Here is a 21546-nt window from a genome sequence, read left to right on the forward strand (position 1 = left end):
GTGCGTGTACACACACTATAGCCATTCTGTGTGTGCACACGCAATAGGTAGGATCGGACCCATGGCACAAAGGAAGCTCACCCAGACAGAGATGCCGGTCGCCGACCACGCCTTCTATGGCCTCGTCTGGGCCGGAACCGTCCTCACCGAACGTGTGGACCGCGCCCTGACCAAGGCCCACGATCTGCCTGTCTCCTGGTTCGAGGTCATGCTCTGGCTCGCCTCCAGCCCGGATCCGGTTCCGGCCTCCGTACTGGGCAACAGCACCATGCTCAGCCGCAGCCAGGTCTCCCGCGTGGTCGACGCCCTGCAGAGCCGCGGTCTCGTCACCCGCACCCCGTCCCCGCGGGACGCGCGCTCCGTCGAGGTGGCGCTCACATCGGAGGGCCGTCGGCTCTTCGAGGAGGCCGACGCGACGCGACGCGCCTGCCTTGCGCCGGTCTTCACCGACCTCCTCGACGCGGAGGATCTCGAAGCGCTCAGCACGGTGTGGCAGAAGCTCAAGGCCAGCAAGGACGCCTGAGCAGGACGGCCGGACCGGCTCGCCCGAACAGCCGAGGAAGCTCAACCCAACCTGCCGGCGGCCCTCGTGCCCTGAGGCCAGTCGGCCCCGAGCGGACCTCACGAGAACCGACCCCGCCATTCCGCGCGTCATGATCTACGGTCCATCAGTCACCTACGACGGGGGAGGGGCCGTGGAGCAGGCAAGGACAGCGCTCGCCGAGCGAATTGCCGAGCAGAGAAGGGGAGTCGGTGACCCTCGTGCGCTGGTCGGTGAGATGCGGCGCTCGGTCCTTCTCGTGCCGACGGCCGGCGGAGGCCTCTGGTCGGCGCGGTCGGGCGGGGTGCGGTGGATCTGCGGGTTCACCGACGAGGCCGCACTGGCCCGGTTCGCCCTGCTGCACGCATCCGGTGATCAGCCGATGGACTACGCCGCGCTGCTGGGCGCGCGCATCGTCGACGAGGTCGTGCCCTCTCTGGACGAGCCTGCCGGCCTCGCCGTCGACATCGCCACCGAGGACGGGTCGATGTTCTTCCCACCGGTCGTCGGCATCGTCCCGGACGCGGCCGCCGTCGACTTCGGTGAGGCGGAGGAGGGGCGCAGCCATGGGCGGTGACGGGGCGGATCTGAACTTCGACAAGGCGTCCGTCGCGAAGTTCACGCAGGGCGTGGGCGCGACCATCGACCAGCTCGGTGAACTCGGCGGCGCCACCGGTTCGGTGATGGGCAAGGGCTTCTCGGAGCTGTCGATGACCGGGATGGAGGCCGGGCACCACGGCCTCTCGGTCGACTTCGAGGACTTCTGCGAGCGCTGGGAGTGGGGCGTGCGCGCCCTGGTGAGCGACGCCAGCGCGATCGCGAACCGCCTCGGCCTGGCGGCGGGCACCCAGTGGGAGCACGACCAGTACGTCGAGGGCGCACTGAAGGTGGGCGTCAATTCCGTGATGGGCGGCAACCCGCACGCCACCGAGGAGGAGATCACGAAGCAGGACTGGGGCGACGTGTTCACCCCGGACTACCTGGACCCGGACTGGAGCGCCGAGTCGTGGGACCGGGCCGGTCAGGAGATGGAACAGACGTGGAAGGACACCGGCCGCACCGTCCTCACGGAGGGCTACGGCGGCCGGCAGTCGGAGCTGCTCAACGACGAGTTCGGCATCTCCGAGGACCAGTGGAACCAGGCGCTGGACGACACCTTCGGTCCGTCGCCGGAGGAACGCGCCCAGCAGGCGCAGCAGCAGGGTGAGTCCGGGGGGAACTGAGCATGGGTATCGGCGACTTCATCAGTGACATCACGCCCGACTCGGTCGAGGACGCGGTCGAGGACGGCACCGAGTGGGTCGGCAACCGGGTCGAGGACGCCGGGAACTGGACTGCCGACCGGCTGGACGACGTCGGCTGGGAGTCCGGTGCGGACTGGGTGCGCGAGCAGTCCCGTTCGGTCGCCAATCGGATGGGCGCCGAGGTCGACGAGATGGATCTCGGGCAGACCGAGGACAAGACCAAGCTGATCTACGGCAGTCCGGACACGATCCGCTCCAACGCCAAGAACCTCCGCGCTTTCCAGAAGTCCTTCGACAACGCCGGCGAAGGTCTCAAGGGACTCGACTCCTCCCAGCTCAAGGGCGAGGCGGCCGAGGCCCTGCGGACCGCCGTGCGCACCCAGCCGCCCAAGTGGTTCACCGGTGCCGACGCCTGCGAGAAGGCGGCCTCCGCGCTGGAGGCGTTCGCCGGCACGGTCACCTGGGCGCAAGGGCAGGCACAGACGGCGATCGACAAGTGGAAGGAAGGCACCAAGGCTTCCACGGACGCCGCAGACGCCCACCGCAAGAAGATCGACCACTACAACAGCGCGGTCGACCGCTACAACGCCCAGCCCGCCGACCAGCGCAACCCGTCCACGCTCCCGCCCTGCCCCGCCCCGACGTTCGCCGACCCCGGCAAGAAGCTGATGCAGGAAGCGCAGGAGATCCTCGCCGAGGCCCGCAAGCAGCGGAACACGGCCGCGGAGACCGCGCGCACCGCGGTCCGCGCCGCCCGCGACAAGGCCCCGGAGAAGCCGTCGTACGCCGAGCAGTTGCGCGACGGGCTCCAGGAACTGCAGATCATGGGGGACCACGTCGGCGGCGGCATCGTCAAGGGCACCGCGGGGATCCTGAACTTCGTCCGCGGGATCAACCCCCTGGACGCGTACAACATCACGCACCCGGCCGAGTACGCCACCTCCCTCAACAGCCTGGCCGCGGGGCTGGTGGTCGCCGCCAACGACCCGATCGGCACCGGCCGCCAGATGATCAGCGACTTCATGAAGGACCCGTACGAGGGCTTGGGCCGTCTGCTGCCCGACGCCGCTCTGACCGTGGCCACCGGCGGAGGCGGCGCCGCGGTGAAGGGCATACGCATCGCCGCGGACATGGCCGACGCCGCGAAGGCCCGCAAGCTGGTCGACAACGCCCCGGACGGCACCCACAACACCCCGGACGGCGACCGCAAAGCAGGCGGCGACCCGGTGGACCTCGCGACGGGCCGGATGTTCCTGCCCCAGACCGACATCGAACTGCCCGGCATCCTGCCGCTGGTCTTCACACGCCGCACCGAGTCCGGCTGCGCGGTCGGCCGCTTCCTGGGTGCCGCCTGGACGTCCACCGTCGACGAGCGTCTGGAGATCGACGCCGTCGGCGTCGTCCACGTCACCGCCGACGGGCTCCTGATCCCGTACCCGCACCCGGTGCCCGGCGCGCCCACCCGGCCGGAGACGGGCAGGGCCCACACCCTGCTGGCCCGCGACGCCGACGGCGACTACACGGTCACCGACCCCGACAGCGGCCTCACCTTCCACTTCACCGCCCCGGCCGGCAGCGAGCCGGGGGGCGACGGCGACGCCTGGCTGTCCGGAGTCACCGAACGCAACGGCCACTCCCTCACCGTCGACCGCACCGAGGACGGAGTGCCGCTGGCCCTGGTCCACTCGGCGGGCCATCAGGTGAAGCTGTCCGTCGCCGACGGCCTGGTCACCGCCCTGTCCTTGGCCGGCGCGGGCGAGGACGGCGCGGACCTGCCCTTGATGAGCTACGGCTACCAGGACGGCGATCTGACCGCCGCCACCAAGCCGTCCGGCGCCACCACCACCTTCGTGTACGACGACCGCCGCCGCGTCATCGCCTGGATCGACTCCAACCGAAGCCGCTACGACTACGTCTACGACGACCGCGACCGCGTCGTTGCGGAGGGCGGCGAGGCCGGCCACATCCAGATCACCCTGGCCTACACCGACCCGGACCCCGAGACCGGCCACCACACCACCACGCTCACCACCGCCGACGGGCACCCGACCCGCCACCTGTTCGGCCCCGGCTGCCGTCTCCTGGCCATCACCGACCCGCTCGGCCACACCACCCGGTTCAGCTACGACCCGCGCGGCAACCTCATGACCCGCACCGACCCGCTGGGCCTCACCACCGCCTTCGCGTACGACGAGGACGATCGGCTCATCTCCGCCATCCGCCCCGACGGGAGCGAACTGCGCACCGTGCGCGGCCTGTTCGGCCTGCCGGTGGAGGTCTTCGGGCCGGACGGCGCCCGTACGGTCCATGAGTTCGACGAACGCGGCAACCGCACGGCGGTCACCGACCCGGCCGGCACCACCACCCGCTACACCTACGACCACGGCGGCCGGCTCACCTCGGTCACCGACGCCCTCGGGGCCACAACACGCGTGGTGTGCGACGGGGTGGGGCTGCCCGTGGAGGTGACCGACCCCGCCGGCGCCATCACCCGCACGGAGCGCGACGCCCTCGGCAGGCCGGTCCGCATCACCGATCCGATGGGCGGCGTCACCCGCCTGGAATGGCACGCCGACGGACAGCTCGCCCGGCGCACCGGCCCCGACGGCGCGGTGGAGTCATGGAGCTACGACGGCGAGGGCAACCTGCTCACCCGCACCGACGCCTCCGGTGGGGTCTCCCGCTTCGAGTACACCCACTGCGACCTGCCGGTCGCCCGCACCGGACCGGACGGCGCGCGCTACGAGTTCGAGCACGACGCCGGGCTGCGCCTCACCCGCGTCACCAACCCGCAAGGTCTGACCTGGACCTACGAGTACGACGGTGCCGACAACATCGTCTCCGAGACCGATTTCGACGGACGCACCCTCACCTACCGGCTGGACGCCGCGGGCCGGCTGGCCGCCCGCGTCGACGCGCTCGGCGGGACCATTGCGTTCGAGCGTGACCAGCTCGGCCAGGTGCTCGCCAAGGACGTCGACGGCCAGGTGACGACCTACGCCTACGACAGGGCCGGGCGCCTGCTGGAGGCGACCGGACCGGACAGCGAGCTGCGGTACCAGTACGACCGTCGCGGGCTCACCAAGACGGAGCTGGTCGACGGCCGCCCCATCATGTACGCGTACGACGTCCTGGGGCGCCGTACACGCCGCACCACACCCACGGGTCACGTCACCTCCTACGCCTACGGCGCCGACGGGCAGGCCCACCGCCTCACCACCGGCGGCCACCGCGTCGAGTTCACCCACGACGCCGCCGGACGCGAGCTGGCCCGTGTCTTCGGCGACGCGATCACGATGACCTCCGCCTGGGACGAGGCCGGACGGCTCGCCGCGCAGCACATCACCACCGGAGCGCGCGCCGTCAACAGCCGCGCCTACGCCTACCGTGCCGACGGTCATCTCATATCCGTCGCGGATCGGCTGTCGGGCACCCGCACCTTCGATCTCGACCGTGCGGGCCGGGTCACCGCCGTCCATGCCCAGGGCTGGACGGAGCGGTACGCCTACGACGACGTCGGCAACCAGTCCTCGGCGTCCTGGCCGTCCGGCCACCCCGGCAGCGAGGCCACCGGACCACGCGCCTACACCGGCACCGCCCTCACCCGGGCCGGTGGCGTTCGCTTCGAGCACGACGCCCTCGGCCGGGTCACCCTGCGCCAGAAGACCCGCCTCTCCCGCAAGCCCGACACCTGGCGCTACGCGTGGGACACGGAGAACCGCCTCACCTCCGTCACCACCCCCGACGGGACCCGCTGGAGGTACCGCTACGACCCGCTCGGCCGTCGCACCGCGAAGCAGCGCCTGGCGGCCGACGGCGAGAGTGTGGTCGAGGAGGTCCGTTTCACCTGGGACGGCCTGACCTTGTGCGAACAGACCAGCCACCAGCCGGACCTCCCGCACGCGGTCGCCCTCACCTGGGACCACCGTTTCGACGTCCCCCTGGCCCAGACCGAACGCATCCTCACGGCCGACGCACACCAGGAGGAGATCGACCGCCGCTTCTTCGCCATCGCCACGGACCTCATCGGCACTCCCACCGAACTGATCGACGAGTCCGGCGACATCGCGTGGCGCTCCCGGGCCACCCTGTGGGGCACCACCGCCTGGGCCCGCGACAGCAGCACGTACACCCCGCTCCGCTTCCCTGGCCAGTACTTCGACCCCGAGACCGGCCTCCACTACAACTACTTCCGCCACTACGACCCGGAAACCGGCCGCTACACCTCCCCGGACCCCCTCGGCCTGGCTCCCGCTCCCAACCCCCTCGCGTACGTGGACAACCCGCACAGCGGGTGCGACCCGCTGGGCCTCATGCCCAAGTACACGAAGGAGGAGAAGGTACAGAAGGACATAGACGATGTCGTCGAGCGGGCGCAGGCAGGAAAGTTGAAGAAGGCCTCCAACTACCACGCGCACGACCACGGCTTCACTGAGGACATGGTCATGGAGGTCCTCAAGAAGCCGGACGCGGTGTACCACTCGACGGCGGGCGGCGGAAAATTGATCTTCCGTCAGGGAGAGGACATCGTGGTGGTCCGGGCTGACAAGACCGCGCCAGGCAATGTCATCACGGCATACGGTTCGTCCGGCATCAAGGGTCCCTCCGGGGCCGAGGCACTGGGCGGCTTGCCCACCGATCCAGGTAAACCGATTACGCACGCAGACGTGGTGGAGGGCAAGATTCCAGCCAAGAACGGCTACATGGCTCCCGCAGTGCAGGTCAGATGAGGTGGCATTCACCATGAAACTCACCATCGACGACGACTGGACCGCGACGGTGACGGACGATCCGCTGCACATCACGCCGCGTTTCGATTTTTGGGACTTTCGTCTGCGCATCGCAACGTACGCAAACGTCGAGGAACGCGGGCAGTTCCTTCTGGACACCTTCGGCAGTCAGCCGTGGCTCTGGGACACGCCTGACGAGCTCCGGTTCGATCCGGCGGGCCGGGAACTGGTCGGCGCCGAGTTTGCGATCGCCGGTGAGGCCGCCGATGCCGAGGACTCTGCCCGCGTTCCCGCCACGCCCCTCGTCCACCCGGGCGGACTCCGCGCGGACGAGGCCCGGGACTGCCGCCTGGAGGTGACCACAGAGCTCTGCCGCGCTCCCGGGGATGCCGTGCTGACCTGTCTGCGCGACCTCGACGTCCTCGACGAGCCACTGGAAGCCCGCATCGGCATCGCCCCCGACGTGGCACTCCTCGTCCAGCACGGAACCGTCGTCGGCTGGAGCCTCACCGACCCCGTGCGGTACCTGACCACCGGCTTCGCCGCCGCCGACCCGGCTCCCCCCGCCCCGGCCACCCGGCTCCTTCTCACCGAATGTCTGGACCTGATCACCGGCCCCCTGCTCGACGAGGTGAGGGATCGGGACCCGGCCGCCCTGGCCAGCCTCCGGGCACTCGATCACAGCCTGCGAAACCAGCGCGAGGACCGGCACCGAATCGACGCCCTGACCGTCAAGATCGCCGACTTGGTGGAGGATTACGGGGACTGGTGACGGTCGGCCGGGAACGTCAAGGAGGCTTCCAGGCCCCGGCAACACAGATCAGATGAGGCAAGAACGACCATGCAGCTGACGTTCGACGGAGACTGGCGCGCAACGGTGACGCATGATCCGCTGCACATCGCCCCCCGCTTCACAGGCGACTCCGTGGATGTTGTGCAGTACGTGGACGTGAAGGAGCGTGAGCGGTTCGTCCTGGACACCTTCGGCAGCAAGCACTTTATGTGGGACACCCCTGACATCCTCCGGTTCGACCCGGACAGCCGGAAACTGGTCGGGGCCGAATTCCAGCTGCCTTACGGGTGCCCTAGCTGCGAGACCTCCCACCGCGTTCCCGTCATGCCCGCGCTCCGCCCCGGCGGGCTCCGCGCGGACGAGGTCCAGGACTTCCGGCACGAGATGTGTCCGGTGCTGTGTCGCGTGCCCGGGGACACCGTGCTGACCTGTCTGCGTCACCTCGACGTCCTCGACGAGCCGCTGGAGGCCCGCATCGGCATCGCCCGCGGCGTGGCACTCCTCGTCCAGCACGGCACCGTCGTCGGCTGGAGCCTCACCGACCCCGCCCAATACCTGACCACCCCATACACCGACCCCGACCCCAACCCGCCGTCCCCTGCCACCCGTCAGCTGCTCACCGAGTGCCTAAACCTGGTCACCGATCCAGTGATCTACGACGTGGAGGACCGGGAGCCGGCCGCCCTGGCCCGGCTGCGGGCCGCCGACGAAGCCCTACGCGATCAGTGCGAGGACCGGCACCGGGCCGACACCCTGCGCGAGATGATCGCCAATTTGGTGGACATCTACGGGAATTGGTGACAGCACGCCGGACAGTGCTCGGCAAACCGATAACGCACACGGACGTGGTGGAGGGCGAGATTCCGACCAAGAACGGCTACATGGCTCCCGCAGTACAGATTACTTGATCACCGGCCCCCTGCTCGACGAGGTGAGGCGCCGCGAACCGTCCGCCCTCGCCTCTCTCCAGGCACTCGACCGCAAGCTGCGGAACCAGCCGGAGGACCGGCACCGGATCGACGCCCTGCTCGCGCTCATCGGCGACCTGGCCGAGGACTACGCCGGTCAACCGACCGAACAGCGGCCGTAATCCATCGGAATCCGCTCCATTCTGCTGCGCGCCGCGCTTCCCCGCTCGACACCCGGGGCACGGTGGTCGCGGTCGCCTCGGTGTCCGCCCTCCGCAACGGCGTGGGCAATGCCGCCTACACGACCTCCAAGGCGGCGCTGCTCCAGCTCTGTCGCTCGCTCGCGGTCGACTACGGGCCCGCCGGGCTGCGCGCCAACACGGTGTGCCCGAGCTGGGTGCGCACCGACATGGCGGACCGCCGGATGAGCCGGTTCGCGGACGAGGCCGGCCTGGGTGAGGGCGGTGTCGACGCGGCGTACGAAGAGGTCACCCGCGTCCTGCCCGCCGGGCGTCCCGGTGAGCCGCGTGAGGTCGCCGAGGCCGTCGCCTGGCTGCTCTCGCCCGCCTCCTCCTTCGTCAACGGAGCCGTGCTCACGGTTGACGGCGGTGTGACCGCCCTCGCCCCCGGCATGCGCCTTCGACTTCCGGATCGAGCCGCGAGCACCGCACGCCTGACGCCTGACGGCCGGTCAGGGGTTCCGTCGAAGCCGTGCCGAAAGGTGGTGCTGCAGGGGCTGACCGACCGCCGCGAGGTCGTGGACGAAGTCGAGCGTGTCCTCGTCCGTCACCGTGTAGCGGCGGCGGGTGGCGTTCACCTTCTTGGCCGTGGGCGTGAGAGCCACCTCGTGGCTGGTGAGGTCGACCGTGCCGGGGACGGCACTGCCGACCAGGATCTCCGCGATGCCGGTGGGCTGGGTGATCAACGCCTCGACACGTCCGTCGGGTTGGAGCCGCCACCAGCCGCTCTCTCGGGCCGACGGCCGCAGCGGGGTACCGTCCGCGTCGAGCAGCCAGGCGCGCGCCTCGTAGTGGAGGAACGGCCGCCCGTCGTGGCTGAAGGTGACCTCCTGCGCGTACGTGAACTCCTCGTCGAGCGTCGGATATCCGCCCCGGCCCCGGCCGGTCCAGGTGCCCAGCAGCCCGGTCACCGGTGCGAGCAGTGCGTGCGGTGCGGGTGAGTCGTCCAGGCGCAGGGCGTCGGGATACGGGGGCTTCTGGGCGGGGTCGGACATGATGTGCGCTCCTGGGTCGCGGCCGGTGCCGGATGGCAGCTTAGGCGGACGCACCAACCGGCCGAGCGTAGGCTTCGCTCAGCATCAACGCGGCGCGGGGGCGAAGTACATGACGGCTGAGCCGGCACACAGGTGGGGGTCGACCCTCGATTCGGTCGTGGTGTACGCGCAGGGCGCGGTCTGCCGCCGTCTGACCCGGGGCACCGTGCCGCCCGACGGCCGGGTGCGGGTGACGGGACTGCCCCGCTCGCTGGACCCGGGTTCGCTGCGGGCCCGTGCCGTGGGCGCCTCCGGGGTGCGCGTCACCGAGGCCCGGGTGGAAGTCGAGGCCGAGCCGCTCGCGACGGGGACGCCCGACGCGTTGCGACGCGAGGTCGAGCGGCTGCGCGACGAGTACGCGGCGACCGAGGGGCGCCGGGACCGGCAGCTGAGTCTGATCGAGGAGGTCAGGGCTCTCCACCCGGTTCCGCCTGCCCGCAAGCGCGAGGACCCGCACCGCCGCACCCCGGTCGACGCGTGGCTGGAGCTCGCCGACTTCGTCGACGAGCGGCTGACGGGACTGCACACCCGCCTCGTCGAGCTGGAGGAGGCGCTTCGCAACGTCGAGCACGAGCTCACCGGCGCCGCCGACAGGCTCTCCCGCGCCTCCACCGACGCACCGCCGGCGCATGTGGAGACCACGGTCTGCGCAGTCCTGACCCTCGACGGCACCGGTGCCACGGAGGTTGAGCTGGAGTACGGGGTTCCGGGTGCCGTCTGGGTGCCGACATACCGTCTCACTCACCGTCAGGGCGACGGCAGCGGCCGTCTGGTGCTGCGCGCCTCGGTCGCCCAGCGGACCGGCGAGGACTGGGCCGGCGTACGCATCGCCCTGGCCACCGCCGATCTTCGGCGCCGCACCGACCTGCCGAGGCTCCGCTCGGTCCGCATCGGACGCCGTCAGCCCGCCCCCGCGCCGTCCGGCTGGCGCGAGCCCCCGGCGGGTCTCGCCGACCTGTTCGCCGCCTACGACGCGGCAGGCCCTCGCCCCGCCCCGATCGCCGGACCCGGGGCCGTCGGGGCAGGCTCCGCGCCCGGTCCCGTGCCGCCACCGCCCCCTCCCCCGCCGGCACCGCAGAGTTACGGCGGACCGCCCTCGGCGCTCCCGGTGCCCGGCGGCGCGTACGGCCCTCCCCCGGAGGCCTTCGGCGGCGGCATGCCCGACCTTGCGCAGCCGGCCCGGTCGCGAGGGGCCGGCAGGCAGGGTGCCGCCGGCGGATCCTTCGCCGGGGCCCCCGCTCCCATGGCACCCGTGGCTCCCGGCGCGGCCGCGCCGCCGCCACCCCCTCCGGCACCGATAGCCGCTCCGCCGCAGCCGAGCGGCGCCGAGCTCGACTATGCCGCCCTTGTCCTGTGCGGGCCCGACGAGCAGGGCGGTCGGAGAGGCCGGCTGTTTCCCGGCTCTCCCTTCGACCCGGTGGCGGCCGAGTACCGCCGCCGCGCCGAAGCGGTGGCCGCGCTGCCGCTGCCCGGACAGGCCGTGCGGCCCCGCGAGTCGGCGGGTTCCTTCGACCACCGCTTCGATGCCACCGCCCGCGCCGACATTCCGTCGGACGGCACCTGGCACACCGTCACCGTCGGCGAGATCCCGGTCGGCCTGCGTACCGAGTACCTCTGCGTGCCGTCCGTGGAGCAGACCGTGTACGCGACGTTGGTGCTCTCCAACGCCACCGACCAAGCACTGCTGGCCGGACCGGTGGAGGTCACCGTCGACGACGACTTCCTGCTGACCGCCGCACTGCCCACGCTCGCCCCCGGCGGTGTCCGCCGGGTGGGGCTCGGGCCGGCCGAGGGCATCCGGGTCACCCGGCGTACGAACCTGCACGAGTCGACCTCGGGCCTGCGCAACAACACCACCGTGCTCGACCACCGTGTCCACGTGGAGCTGGCCAACCGGCTCGCGAGACCCGTCACCGTCGAAGTCCGCGAGCGGGTGCCGGTCACCTCCGATCCGGACGTCCGGATCGAGGAACGGGCCGACTGGACGGCACCCGAGGAAGGCACGGGGCCCGATCGCCATGCGCCGGGCACCCGCGTCTGGCGGCTGGACCTGCCCGCAGGCGCCACTGCCGCTCTCGACGGCGGCTACGAGATCCGCATCCCGACCAGCAAGGCCCTGGTCGGCGGCAACCGCAGGAGCTGACACACGCCATGTCCACGGCCCCGAAGCCGATCGCCCTCCCCGTCACCGCCGTCACGTGCCTCGAGGATCGCGCCCACATCGAGCGCGCCGTCGTGCTCGACCTGGAGGCCGGGGTCCAGCGGATGCGTCTCGGGCCGGTCAGTGCGCTGGCCGTCGACCGGACCCTCCATGCCGAGCTGACCTCCGATCACCCCGCGACCGTGCTCGACGTGCGGATCGTCCGAAGCTGGACGCCGCGCGGGCCGCTGCCGTCCACCGACGACGACTCCGCCCTGCGGCGCCGCGTACACGCCCTCGAAGAGGAGCGGCTGGCCCTGGGGCAGCGACGCGACCGGCTGCATGCCCGCCTTGACCTGCTCGGCCGCCTCGCTGCCGATCTGCTGCGGGAGATCGGCGAAGGCGCAGGCTCCGGGGAGAACGAACGGGTCCGCTGGGCCCGCGAACTGGACCGAGTGGACGACGAGCGCGACGCGCACGGCGAGCAACTCCGCACCGTGGAGGCCCGGCTGGCCGCCCTCGACGCCGAACTCGGGGAGGCCCAGCGGGCCATGCACCTCTCCGAGGAGGAGCCCGCCGAGCTGGTCGGCCATATCGAGTTGACCGTGGAGACCGCGGTCGCCGGGCCGGTCTCGCTGCGCCTGAGCCACCTCACCCCGTGCGCGCTGTGGCGGCCCGCCTACCGGGCCGTGCTCGACGGGGACTCCCTCACGCTGGAGACCGACGCGATGGTCTGGCAGCGCACCGGTGAGGACTGGTCGGACGTACGGCTGACATTGTCGACGGCCCGCTCGGCGCCGGCCACCGATCCGCCACGGCTGGGCGAGGACCGGCTGACGCTCAAGGACCGCTCCGCAGCGGAGCGCCGCACGGTCGATGTCGAACTGCGCGAGGAGGAGATCGGGACCCTCGGCCCGGCCCCGGTGCTCGGCCTGCCGGGGGTGGACGACGGCGGCGAGGTGCGGGTGTTGAGATCCCCCGCGCCGGTCTCGGTGCCCGCTGACGGCCGCGCCCACCGAGTGCCGCTCTCCGCATTCACCACGGCTGCGGTCAGTGAGTACACCTGCTCACCGGAGTTGTCCCCCCTGGTCACCCAGGTGGTGCGGTTCGACAACCTGTCCGGCCACGCGCTGCTCGCCGGGCCCGTGGACCTGGTCCGCGGCAGCGGATTCAGCGGCCGCGGCACGCTGGACTTCACCGCCCCCGGCGCCCCCGTCGAGCTGGCCTTCGGCAGCTGCGACGACTACAGCGTGGTCCGGGATGCCGAGGAGTCCCGCGACTCCGCCGGAATCACCCAGCGGACCGTGGTCACCCGCACGGTCCGGCTGCACCTGTCCCGGTTCTCCGCCCCCGGCGAGCACGGCGAGCGGGTGGTCGTCCTTCGGGAGCGGATCCCGGTCTCCGAGGTCTCGGCGGTGGAGATACGCCTGCACAAGGATTCATGCTCCCCTGCGCCCGACGTGGTCGACGCCGAGGGCATCGCCCGCTGGGACGTCACCCTCCCACCCGGCGGCCGCCGCACGGTCACCCTGGTCTACGAGCTGTCGGCGAGCGCCAAAGTCACCGGGCTCTGAGCTCGGTGGGCCGCTGAACGCCTGCTGGTGCAGGCCTCCGGGGGCCGGGGATGCCCGGTAGGGTCGGGCTCGCGACCGCTACCCAAGGAAGCTCAACCGAACCTGGCGGTCGGCGTTGTCTTTGTTGGTGTCGACCAGGCACACGGACTGCCACGTGCCGAGCTCCAGACGGCCGCCGATGACGGGCAGCGTGGCGTGCGGCGGGACGAAGGCGGGCACGACGTGGTCCCTGCCGTGGCCCGGGCTGCCGTGGCGGTGCTGCCAGCGGTCGTCGGCGGGCAGCATGGTGTGCAGCGCGGCGAGCAGATCGGCGTCGCTGCCCGCGCCCGTCTCGATGAGGGCGATGCCGGCCGTCGCGTGCGGGACGAAGACATTGAGCAGGCCGTCCCTGCCGCCCGCCGCCTCCGTGAGGAACTCCTTGCAGGCGCGGGTCAGGTCGGTCACCGTCTCGCTGGAGCCGCTGGAGATGGTCAGGGTCCTGGTGGTGAAGGGTCCGGGCATGAGTCCATCTTCCCGTTCGCACCGCACGATCGCGCGCGCACGATCGCGCCGCACGGGGTCCTTTCAGGCCCCGGCCGTCGCCCCCTGCCGCAGCGCCTCGATGAGCATCTCCACCGACGGCCTCCCCCGCGCGGCGGCCCGCACCGCCACCACGACATGGCGTTCCACCGGATCGTCCAGCGGCACCGGAACGATCCCCTCGGAGCGCAACCGCAGCATCAGGCCGGTCAGCGGCGCCACGCCCAGCCCCGCCCCGACCATGGCCAGCGAGGTGGCGGTGTCGGTCACCTCGTGGACGACGCGCGGTTCGAATCCTGCCCGGCGGCAGGCCGTACGGATGGCCCTGCCGTAGTACGTACGGGCCGCGGGCAGAATCCAGTCCCGGTCGGCCAGCTCGGTCAGCCGCCACGACGTCCCCGCGGGCGGCGCCCCGGCTTCCGGTACCGCCAGTGAGAAGCGTTCGGCGTGGAGCCGTACCAGCTCGGAGGCCTCGTCCCGGGCCAGCGGGGCATCCGGATAGTCCAGGCCGAGCGCGAGGTCGACCCGGCCCGCGGAGACCTCCGCGTGGGCCTGGTCGACATCCACCTCCTGGCTGACCACGCGCACGCCGGGGTGGTGCTCGGCCAGCCAGCGCAGCGCGGGCGGCAGAAACGCCGCGGCCGCCGAGCCGAACACCCCGAGCCGCAGCCTCGCCGCGATCTCCCCGCGGGTGCGCTCGATGGCGGCCGCCGCCTCGGCCTGGGCCCGCAGGATGTGCCCGGCGTGGACGACCAGCGTGTGCCCGGCGTCGGTGAGTTCGACCCGGCGTCCCGCCCGCCTGATCAGCTGCGCGCCGGCGGTCCGCTCCAGCTGGGCGATCTGCTGGGAGATCGCGCCGGGGGTGTAGCCGAGAGCCGCGGCGGCCGCCGTCATCGTGCCGCAGCGGTCGAGTTCGACCAGCGCGCGCAGATGTGCTCCACCCAGTTCCATACAGGGGATCTAAAAGATCGACTGCTGGAACTGTCAATGGACGCGAAGAGTCGGCCCCTCCACCATGGCTTTCATGGGTCACAGTGCTGAGGTCGTCATCGTCGGCGGTGGCGTCGTCGGGGCGAGCATCGCCTTCCATCTGGCCGAGGCCGGGGTGGAGGACGTCCTGGTCCTGGAGCGTGACGAACCGGCGTCGGGCTCGTCGGGCAAGCCGATCGGCGGGATTCGCGCCCAGTTCTCCGATCCGCTCAACATCAGGCTGGGGCAGCGCAGCCTGGAGGCGTGGCGGGCGTTCACCTCCCGCCCGGGGGCCGACGTCGGGGTCGAGAGCGTCGGCTATCTCTTCCTGCTCGGCGGCGAGGCCGAGGTGACGGCCTTCCAGCAGGCCGTGGACGTACAGAACGAGCTCGGGGTCCGCAGCGGGATCATCACGCCGCGCGAGGCGCAGGAACTGTGCCCGTATGTGGATCCGGTCTCCTTCGTCGCCGCCGCGTACTCCCCCGACGACGGCTTCGCGCTTCCGAGAGCGGCGGTCGAGGGGTATCTGCGCGCGGCTCAGCGCCTCGGCGCGAGACTCCGTACGCACTGCGGCGTCACTGGGATCGACACCGACGGCGGCCGGGTGCGGGCGGTGCGCACGACGGCAGGCACGATCCGGACCTCGGCCGTGATCTGCGCGGCGGGCCCCTGGTCGGCCGCCGTCGGTGCGATGGCCGGGGTGAGGCTGCCGGTCACCCCGCTGCGCCGACAGATCGCGCTGACCGGGCGGTTGTCCCCCGCGCCGCCGCGGATCCCCTTCACCCTCGACTTCTCATCGACGCTCTACTTCCACAACGACCGCGCGGACGGGCTGGTCCTCGGCCTGTCCGACCGGCGCCAGAAGCCGGGATTCGGACGGGAGTTCAGCCGGGAGTGGCTGGAGCCGTTCCGTGAGGCGGCCGGGCGGCGGGCTCCGGCGCTCGCCGGTCTTACGGCCGGGAGCGGCTGGGCGGGGCTGTACGAGATGACTCCCGACCGCAATGCGCTGATCGGCCGGTCGGGCGACGTGGACGGCTTCCTGTATGCCACGGGTTTCTCCGGGCACGGGTTTCTGCAGGCGCCCGCGGTCGGCGAGATCGTCCGTGATCTGTATCTGGAGCGGACCCCGTTCATCGACGTGGGCCCGCTGTCCGCGGCCCGCTTCGAGGGGCGGGCCACCGCCGTACGCCCCGAGGCCCACATCATCTGACCCCGGCACGACCGGTACGGGAAGGAGGACGCAATGCTCCCCACCTGGTGGCTGCGGGCCGCGTTCGCCCGTCGGCTCTCCGACATGTACGGGGCGGAGGTCCCCGCGTACACCACGCTTCTTCAGGTGTCGGCGCAGGTCAACGACGAGGTGATCGGCAAGGGCGGTGACGCGGGACGGCTCGGCGGGATCGAGCGGGTCACGGCCGAGCGGCACGGCGCCATCCGTGTGGGTACGCCGCGCGAGATGCGCCAGGTCGCCCAGATCTTCGCCGCCTTCGGCATGCGGCCGGTGGGCTTCTACGATCTGCGCGAGGCTGCGGCCAGCTCCGTACCGGTCGTCTCCACCGCGTTCCGGCCCATCGACGCCGAGGAGCTGGAGCGCAATCCCTTCCGCGTCTTCACCTCGATGCTCACCACAGCCGACCGGCGGTTCTTCGACGCGGATCTTCAAGCGCGCCTCGAATCGTTCCTGGCCCGGCGTGAGCTCTTCCCTCCCGAGCTCCTGGACCTCGCGGCCCGCGCCGAGCGGGAGCAGGGACTCGACGAATGGCCCGCCGAGCGCTTCCTCACCCTGGCGGTGGCCGCCTTCGAGCTCTCCCGGGAGCCGGTGGACCGCGCCTGGTACGCCGAACTGGAGCGGATCTCCGCCGTCGCCGCCGACATCGGAGGCGTCACCGGCACCCATGTCAACCACCTCACGCCGCGGGTTCTCGACATCGACGAGCTCTACCGGCGCATGGGCGAGCGCGGCATCACGATGATCGACCGGATCCAGGGCCCACCGCGCTGGGACGGGCCGGATGTGCTGCTGCGGCAGACGTCGTTCCGCGCGCTGGCCGAACCGCGCCGTTTCCGCGAGCCGGACGGCAGCGTCGCGGTGGGGTCGCTGCGGGTGCGCTTCGGCGAGGTCGAGGCGCGCGGCATCGCACTGACGAGGGCGGGCCGTGCTCTCTACGACGAGTTGGCGGGTGAGCCGGCCGAGGTCTGGGAGCAGCGGTTCCCGCGTACGGAACGTCAACTGGCCGTCCAGGAGCGAGCGTTCTTCCGCTACGAACCGGGCGGCGACCGGCCCCGCGACGACCGCACCCCGCCGGACGATCTGGCGGGCCTCCTCGACGGGCGATGGGTGCGCGCCCGTCCCATCGTCTACGAGGATTTCCTCCCCAGGTCGGCCGCCGGGATCTTCCAGTCGAACCTCTCCGACGAGGGCACCAGGGACTCCGCGGCCCAAGGCGCCCATTACGACCAGCAGTGGCTCTCCGGCGTACTGGAGCGCCCCGTCCACGACCCCTTCGACCTCTACGCCGCTCAGCAGGACAGCTCACTTCGCCAGGCCCGCCAGGCCCTCGGACTCCCCAAGGACACACCGTGACCAGCACCGGCACCACGCTTCCCGACAACGACTCGTTGCGCGCCCGGGCCCGCGAGAGCCTGCGCGGCTGCGGCGCCCGACTGCCCGTGGACGGCGGCGATGTCATCGCCCGTACGCCGCTGACGGGCACCACCTTGTTCACCCTGCCCGCGACGACCCCCGAGCAGGCCGGCACGGCGATCGGCGCGGCCGACGCGGCGTTCCGCGAGTGGCGCACGGTCCCGGCGCCGCAGCGCGGGGCACTGGTCAAGCGGCTGGGTGAGCTGCTGAGCGAGCACAAGGAGCAGCTGGCCGACCTCGTCACCATCGAGGCGGGCAAGATCCGCTCCGAGGCGCTCGGCGAAGTGCAGGAAATGATCGACATCTGCGAGTTCGCGGTCGGGCTCTCCCGGCAGCTGTACGGGCGGACCATGGCCTCCGAGCGTCCCGGCCACCGCCTCTCGGAGAGCTGGCACCCGCTCGGCGTGGTGGGTGTGATCTCGGCGTTCAACTTCCCGGTGGCGGTCTGGGCGTGGAACACCGCGATCGCTCTCGTCTGCGGTGACACGGTGGTCTGGAAGCCCTCGGAGCTCACCCCGCTGACCGCCGTGGCCTGCGACGCCCTGCTCGCGCGCGCCGCAGCCGACACCGGTGCGCCGACCGGTGTGCACGCTCTTGTGCTGGGCGGCCGCGAGACGGGCGAGCGGCTGGTCGACGACGAGCGGGTGGCCCTGGTGAGCGCGACGGGATCGGTCCGGATGGGGCGGGAGGTCGGCCCGCGGGTGGCCGCGCGCTTCGGCCGCTGTCTGCTCGAACTGGGCGGCAACAACGCGGCGATCGTCACGCCCTCCGCCGATCTCGACCTCTCGGTACGCGGGATCGTGTTCTCCGCGGCGGGCACGGCGGGCCAGCGCTGCACCACCCTGCGCCGGCTGATCGTCCACGAGGACATCGCGGACCGGCTGGTGGAGAAGATCGTCCACGCGTACGGCCAGTTGCCGGTGGGCGACCCGTTCCAGGAGGCCACCCTGGTGGGCCCGCTGATCTCCTCCGCGGCTCACCGGGCGATGACCGAGGCGCTGGCGGCTGCCGAGGCCGACGGCGGGAAGATCCTCACCGGCGGCGACCGGCAGCTGGGCGGGCAGGCGCCCGATGCGGCATACGTCAGGCCCGCGGTGGTGCGGATGCCCGCGCAGACGGACGTCGTACGCCGGGAGACCTTCGCGCCGATCCTCTATGTGCTCACCTACCGGACCCTTCAGGAGGCCGTCGCGCTGCAGAATGGGGTCCCGCAGGGCCTGTCCTCCAGCATCTTCACGCAGGACCAGCGGGAGGCGGAGCGCTTCCTCGCGGCGGACGGCTCCGACTGCGGTATCGCCAACGTCAACATCGGTACCTCGGGGGCCGAGATCGGCGGGGCGTTCGGCGGAGAGAAGGAGACCGGCGGCGGGCGCGAGTCGGGTTCGGACGCATGGAGGGCGTACATGAGGCGGGCGACGAACACGGTGAACTACTCCGACAGCCTGCCGCTCGCGCAGGGAGTGAACTTCCTGTAAGCCCCGCACGGGATCGGGAAAAGTACCGGGAAGAGGACCGGGAAGATCCACGCACCCCGCAGGGTTGGTAGAAACGTGAACAATTTCGGGGTACGTGACGTGGACGTGGTCGTCATAGGCGCCGGACAGGCAGGACTGTCCGGCGCCTACCATCTGCGGCGCGCCGGACTGGTGCCGGACCGCGATTTCGTGGTGCTCGACCATGCCCCGAGAGCCGGGGGTGCCTGGCAGTTCCGCTGGCCGTCCCTCACCTACGGCAAGGTGCACGGCATGCACGCGCTGCCGGGCATGGAACTGACCGGTGCGGATGACGGGCGCCCCTCCTCCGAGGTGATCGGCGCGTACTTCACCGCGTACGAAAGGCGCTTCGATCTGCGCGTACACCGGCCCGTCGATGTCACGGCCGTGCGCGAGGGCGAGGGCGGGCGGCTGCGCGTCGAGACCTCGGAGGGGACGTGGGCGGCGCGGGCGCTGATCAACGCGACGGGCACTTGGGACCGGCCCTTCTGGCCGCGCTACCCGGGTCAGGAGACCTTCCGGGGGCGGCAGTTGCACACCGTGAACTATCCGGGACCCGAGGAGTTCGCCGGACAGCGCGTGATCGTGGTGGGAGGCGGGGCTTCGGGCACCCAGCATCTGATGGAGATCGCGGAGTACGCGGCGGACACCACCTGGGTGACGCGGCGGCCGCCCGTCTTCCGCGAGGGCCCCTTCGACGAGGACGCGGGACGAGCGGCCGTCGCCATGGTCGAGGAGCGCGTACGCCGCGGGCTGCCGCCGCAGAGTGTGGTCTCGGTGACCGGGCTGCCGCTCACCGACGCCGTACGGCGGGCCCGCGAGTCGGGCGTTCTGGACCGGCTGCCGATGTTCGACCGGATCACGCCGACGGGCGTGGCCTGGGACGACGGGCGGACGGTGGAAGCGGATGTGATCCTCTGGGCGACCGGATTCCGCGCGGCGATCGACCATCTCGCGCCGCTGAAACTGCGCGAGCCCGGTGGCGGCATCCAATTGGACGGCACCCGCGCGGTACGGGACGCCCGCGTCCATCTCGTCGGATACGGGCCGTCGGCCTCGACGATCGGCGCCAACCGGGCGGGCCGGGCAGCGGTCCGCGAGATCAAGCGGCTGCTGGAGCGCGAACCGGCCCTGGTCTGACGCCCGTCAGCCGCCGCTGCTCGCGCTTCTGCGCCTGGCGTTGAACTCCGCGACATTGCGCCGATGCTCTTCGTAACCAGCCGTGAAGCGCGTGTCCCCCGGCGCCACGGTGACGAAGTAGAGCCAGTTGCCGGGCGGCGGACTGATCGCCGCGCGCATGGCCTGCTCCCCCGGGTTGTCGATGGGGGTCGGCGGCAGCCCGCGGCGCTGGTAGCTGTTGTACGGGCTGTCGATGCGGGTGTCGGCGGCCGTGGTGTCCAGCGTGCTGCGGTTCAGCGCGTAGTTCAGGGTCGAGTCCATCTGCAGCGGCATCCCCTGCGCGAGCCGGTTGTAGATGACGCGGGCGACCTTCCCCATGTCCTCCGGTGTGTCGGCCTCGGCCTGAACGATGCTGGCGATGCTCACCATCTGATAGGCCGTCAGTCCGCTGCGCTCGGCGCCGCTTCTCATGCGATCGGCCCCGAACCGCTGATGGGCCGTGTTGACCATGTAACTGAGCAGACTCTCAGGAGTGGACGTGGAGTCGACGGGATACGTGGCCGGGAAGAGGTAGCCCTCGGGATTGCCCCGGGCGTCCGCCGGGAGCTTCAGCCGCGCCGTGCCGACCGCCTTCGCAGTGGTGCCCGCCGGCTCGTCCAGGGCCTTGTCGATCGCCGCGTAGACCTGGGTGGCGCGCCAGCCCTCGGGGACCAGCAGCGACTTCTTCTCCTCGTGGGCCCCGTTCAGCAGCAGCGGCACCAGGACCGCGACGGCCGCGACGACAAGGGCGGTCACGGTCAGCACCAGTCGGCCCCGCCGGGTCAGCCCGAACCTGCGGCCGGGTGGTCCCGACGACGGTTCATTCTTCATACAGGCACGCTAACCCGGGGCTCGCCCCGATCCCGGCACCCGGTGCTGGGCGACAGGCGACACATGACTCTGCCGCGGCCGACGGCCGGCCGGTGGCTTGCCGGTGGCTCAGGGAGCGAAAGGCGGCAGTGCGGCGAACTCGGGCGCCACCTGGACCGCCCCGGCGAGCGCGTCGAGTGTGCGTCGTACGCGACTCAGCGGATGGTCGGGGAACTGCGCGTCCCACTGGGCGTGGTCGGCGGCATGGAAGGGCAGACCACCCTGCACCTCCGGCGCGTAGGGGTGCGGCCGGAAGTACTTGTCGTGGCCGACCTGCGCCATGACCAGGGCCTCCCGCATCCCTGTCATGCCCCGCTCGGGTGCCTGGATCTTCACCACGGTGCTGCATGTCGCGCGCGGCACGGTGAAGCTGCCGATGAATGCCTGGCCGCTGGGCTGTCCCGGCAGCGGCAGCTTCAGTATCTGCTTCAGCGCGGGCAGCGGGCCGAGCGACTTCACGGATGCCTCGATCAGGCCTCCACCCGCCTGGGCGGTGAGGCGGGTGAGTTCGGCGCGCAGCGAGGGGCCGTCGTCGAGCGAGGCGGGCAGGTCCGGCGGCAGCCCGAAGAAGTGCAGCGACAGCACATCGCCTTCGTCGTTGGCCCAGACGTCCTGGTCGACGGGCCGGTATCCGGGCAGTTCCACACCGAGGAGAGCTCTCATGGGCGGTGATCATGCCGTAGCCGGACG

Annotated in this window: 18 protein-coding genes and 1 pseudogene; 14 read left to right on the plus strand and 5 right to left on the minus strand. The window is 71.5% G+C overall.

Annotated features, from left to right (window positions below):
- Positions 1 to 61 precede the first annotated feature (61 nt).
- The 8 genes and pseudogenes from OG741_RS06300 to OG741_RS06335 all read left to right on the plus strand — a co-directional run.
- A complete protein-coding gene (locus tag OG741_RS06300) occupies positions 62 to 523 on the plus strand; it encodes a MarR family winged helix-turn-helix transcriptional regulator (protein WP_405595828.1) in 462 nt (153 codons plus the stop codon).
- 130 nt (positions 524 to 653) lie between these two features.
- The gene (locus OG741_RS06305; RefSeq protein WP_405595829.1) at positions 654 to 1118 is read left to right on the plus strand and encodes a hypothetical protein; all 465 of its coding nucleotides are present in this window, start codon (positions 654 to 656) and stop codon (positions 1116 to 1118) included.
- Positions 1108 to 1764 carry a hypothetical protein gene (locus OG741_RS06310; RefSeq protein WP_405595830.1) on the plus strand — a complete coding sequence of 219 codons (657 nt, stop codon included), beginning with the start codon at positions 1108 to 1110 and terminating at the stop codon, positions 1762 to 1764. Before OG741_RS06305 ends, OG741_RS06310 begins: the two co-directional genes overlap by 11 nt.
- Positions 1765 to 1766: 2 nt before the next feature.
- Positions 1767 to 6515, plus strand: coding sequence for a putative T7SS-secreted protein (locus OG741_RS06315; RefSeq protein ID WP_405595831.1), 4749 nt, complete (start codon positions 1767 to 1769; stop codon positions 6513 to 6515).
- A gap of 13 nt (positions 6516 to 6528) precedes the next feature.
- Positions 6529 to 7287, plus strand: a complete 759-nt coding sequence (locus tag OG741_RS06320; RefSeq protein WP_405595832.1) for a hypothetical protein — start codon at positions 6529 to 6531, stop codon at positions 7285 to 7287.
- Between the two features lie 69 nt (positions 7288 to 7356).
- Positions 7357 to 8109 (plus strand): hypothetical protein, encoded by a 753-nt coding sequence (locus OG741_RS06325; protein WP_405595833.1) that lies wholly within the window; start codon positions 7357 to 7359, stop codon positions 8107 to 8109.
- A gap of 103 nt (positions 8110 to 8212) precedes the next feature.
- Positions 8213 to 8398 carry a hypothetical protein gene (locus OG741_RS06330; RefSeq protein ID WP_405595834.1) on the plus strand — a complete coding sequence of 62 codons (186 nt, stop codon included), beginning with the start codon at positions 8213 to 8215 and terminating at the stop codon, positions 8396 to 8398.
- A gap of 44 nt (positions 8399 to 8442) precedes the next feature.
- Positions 8443 to 8893: pseudogene (locus OG741_RS06335) on the plus strand (SDR family oxidoreductase); the annotation flags it as partial.
- Positions 8894 to 8907: 14 nt separating this feature from the next.
- On the opposite strand, the gene OG741_RS06340 reads toward OG741_RS06335, so the two are convergent.
- A complete protein-coding gene (locus OG741_RS06340; RefSeq protein ID WP_405595835.1) occupies positions 8908 to 9450 on the minus strand; it encodes an FABP family protein in 543 nt (180 codons plus the stop codon).
- Between the two features lie 109 nt (positions 9451 to 9559).
- Here OG741_RS06340 and OG741_RS06345 point away from each other — a divergent pair, with 109 nt between their 5' ends.
- Positions 9560 to 11632 carry a DUF4139 domain-containing protein gene (locus tag OG741_RS06345; protein ID WP_405595836.1) on the plus strand — a complete coding sequence of 691 codons (2073 nt, stop codon included), beginning with the start codon at positions 9560 to 9562 and terminating at the stop codon, positions 11630 to 11632.
- Positions 11633 to 11640: 8 nt separating this feature from the next.
- Positions 11641 to 13203, plus strand: coding sequence for a DUF4139 domain-containing protein (locus tag OG741_RS06350; protein ID WP_405595837.1), 1563 nt, complete (start codon positions 11641 to 11643; stop codon positions 13201 to 13203).
- A gap of 78 nt (positions 13204 to 13281) precedes the next feature.
- Here the strand turns inward: OG741_RS06350 and OG741_RS06355 are convergent, their stop codons facing one another.
- On the minus strand, positions 13282 to 13704 hold the full coding sequence (locus OG741_RS06355; RefSeq protein WP_405595838.1) for a YjbQ family protein: 423 nt from the start codon (positions 13702 to 13704) through the stop codon (positions 13282 to 13284).
- Between the two features lie 63 nt (positions 13705 to 13767).
- A complete protein-coding gene (locus OG741_RS06360) occupies positions 13768 to 14673 on the minus strand; it encodes a LysR family transcriptional regulator (protein ID WP_405595839.1) in 906 nt (301 codons plus the stop codon).
- Positions 14674 to 14746: 73 nt separating this feature from the next.
- On the opposite strand from OG741_RS06360, the gene OG741_RS06365 reads away from it, so the two are divergent.
- The 4 genes from OG741_RS06365 to OG741_RS06380 all read left to right on the plus strand — a co-directional run bounded on the left by OG741_RS06365 (position 14747) and on the right by OG741_RS06380 (position 19968).
- On the plus strand, positions 14747 to 15901 hold the full coding sequence (locus OG741_RS06365) for an NAD(P)/FAD-dependent oxidoreductase (RefSeq protein ID WP_405595840.1): 1155 nt from the start codon (positions 14747 to 14749) through the stop codon (positions 15899 to 15901).
- A gap of 33 nt (positions 15902 to 15934) precedes the next feature.
- Positions 15935 to 17275, plus strand: coding sequence for a 2-oxoadipate dioxygenase/decarboxylase family protein (locus OG741_RS06370; protein ID WP_405595841.1), 1341 nt, complete (start codon positions 15935 to 15937; stop codon positions 17273 to 17275).
- Complete coding sequence (locus OG741_RS06375; protein ID WP_405595842.1) at positions 17272 to 18810, plus strand: aldehyde dehydrogenase family protein; 1539 nt, start codon at positions 17272 to 17274, stop codon at positions 18808 to 18810. Before OG741_RS06370 ends, OG741_RS06375 begins: the two co-directional genes overlap by 4 nt.
- Positions 18811 to 18885: 75 nt before the next feature.
- Complete coding sequence (locus OG741_RS06380) at positions 18886 to 19968, plus strand: NAD(P)-binding domain-containing protein (protein ID WP_405595843.1); 1083 nt, start codon at positions 18886 to 18888, stop codon at positions 19966 to 19968.
- Between the two features lie 6 nt (positions 19969 to 19974).
- Here OG741_RS06380 and mltG read toward each other — a convergent pair whose 3' ends face one another.
- Complete coding sequence (gene mltG / locus OG741_RS06385; protein ID WP_405595844.1) at positions 19975 to 20817, minus strand: endolytic transglycosylase MltG; 843 nt, start codon at positions 20815 to 20817, stop codon at positions 19975 to 19977.
- A 108-nt stretch (positions 20818 to 20925) separates the two neighbouring features.
- Positions 20926 to 21519 (minus strand): hypothetical protein, encoded by a 594-nt coding sequence (locus tag OG741_RS06390; protein ID WP_405595845.1) that lies wholly within the window; start codon positions 21517 to 21519, stop codon positions 20926 to 20928.
- Between the last annotated feature and the right edge of the window lie 27 nt (positions 21520 to 21546).

Origin of the sequence: Streptomyces sp. NBC_01410 (genome assembly GCF_045040195.1) — a bacterium.
Taxonomy (GTDB): Bacteria; Actinomycetota; Actinomycetes; order Streptomycetales; family Streptomycetaceae; genus Streptomyces.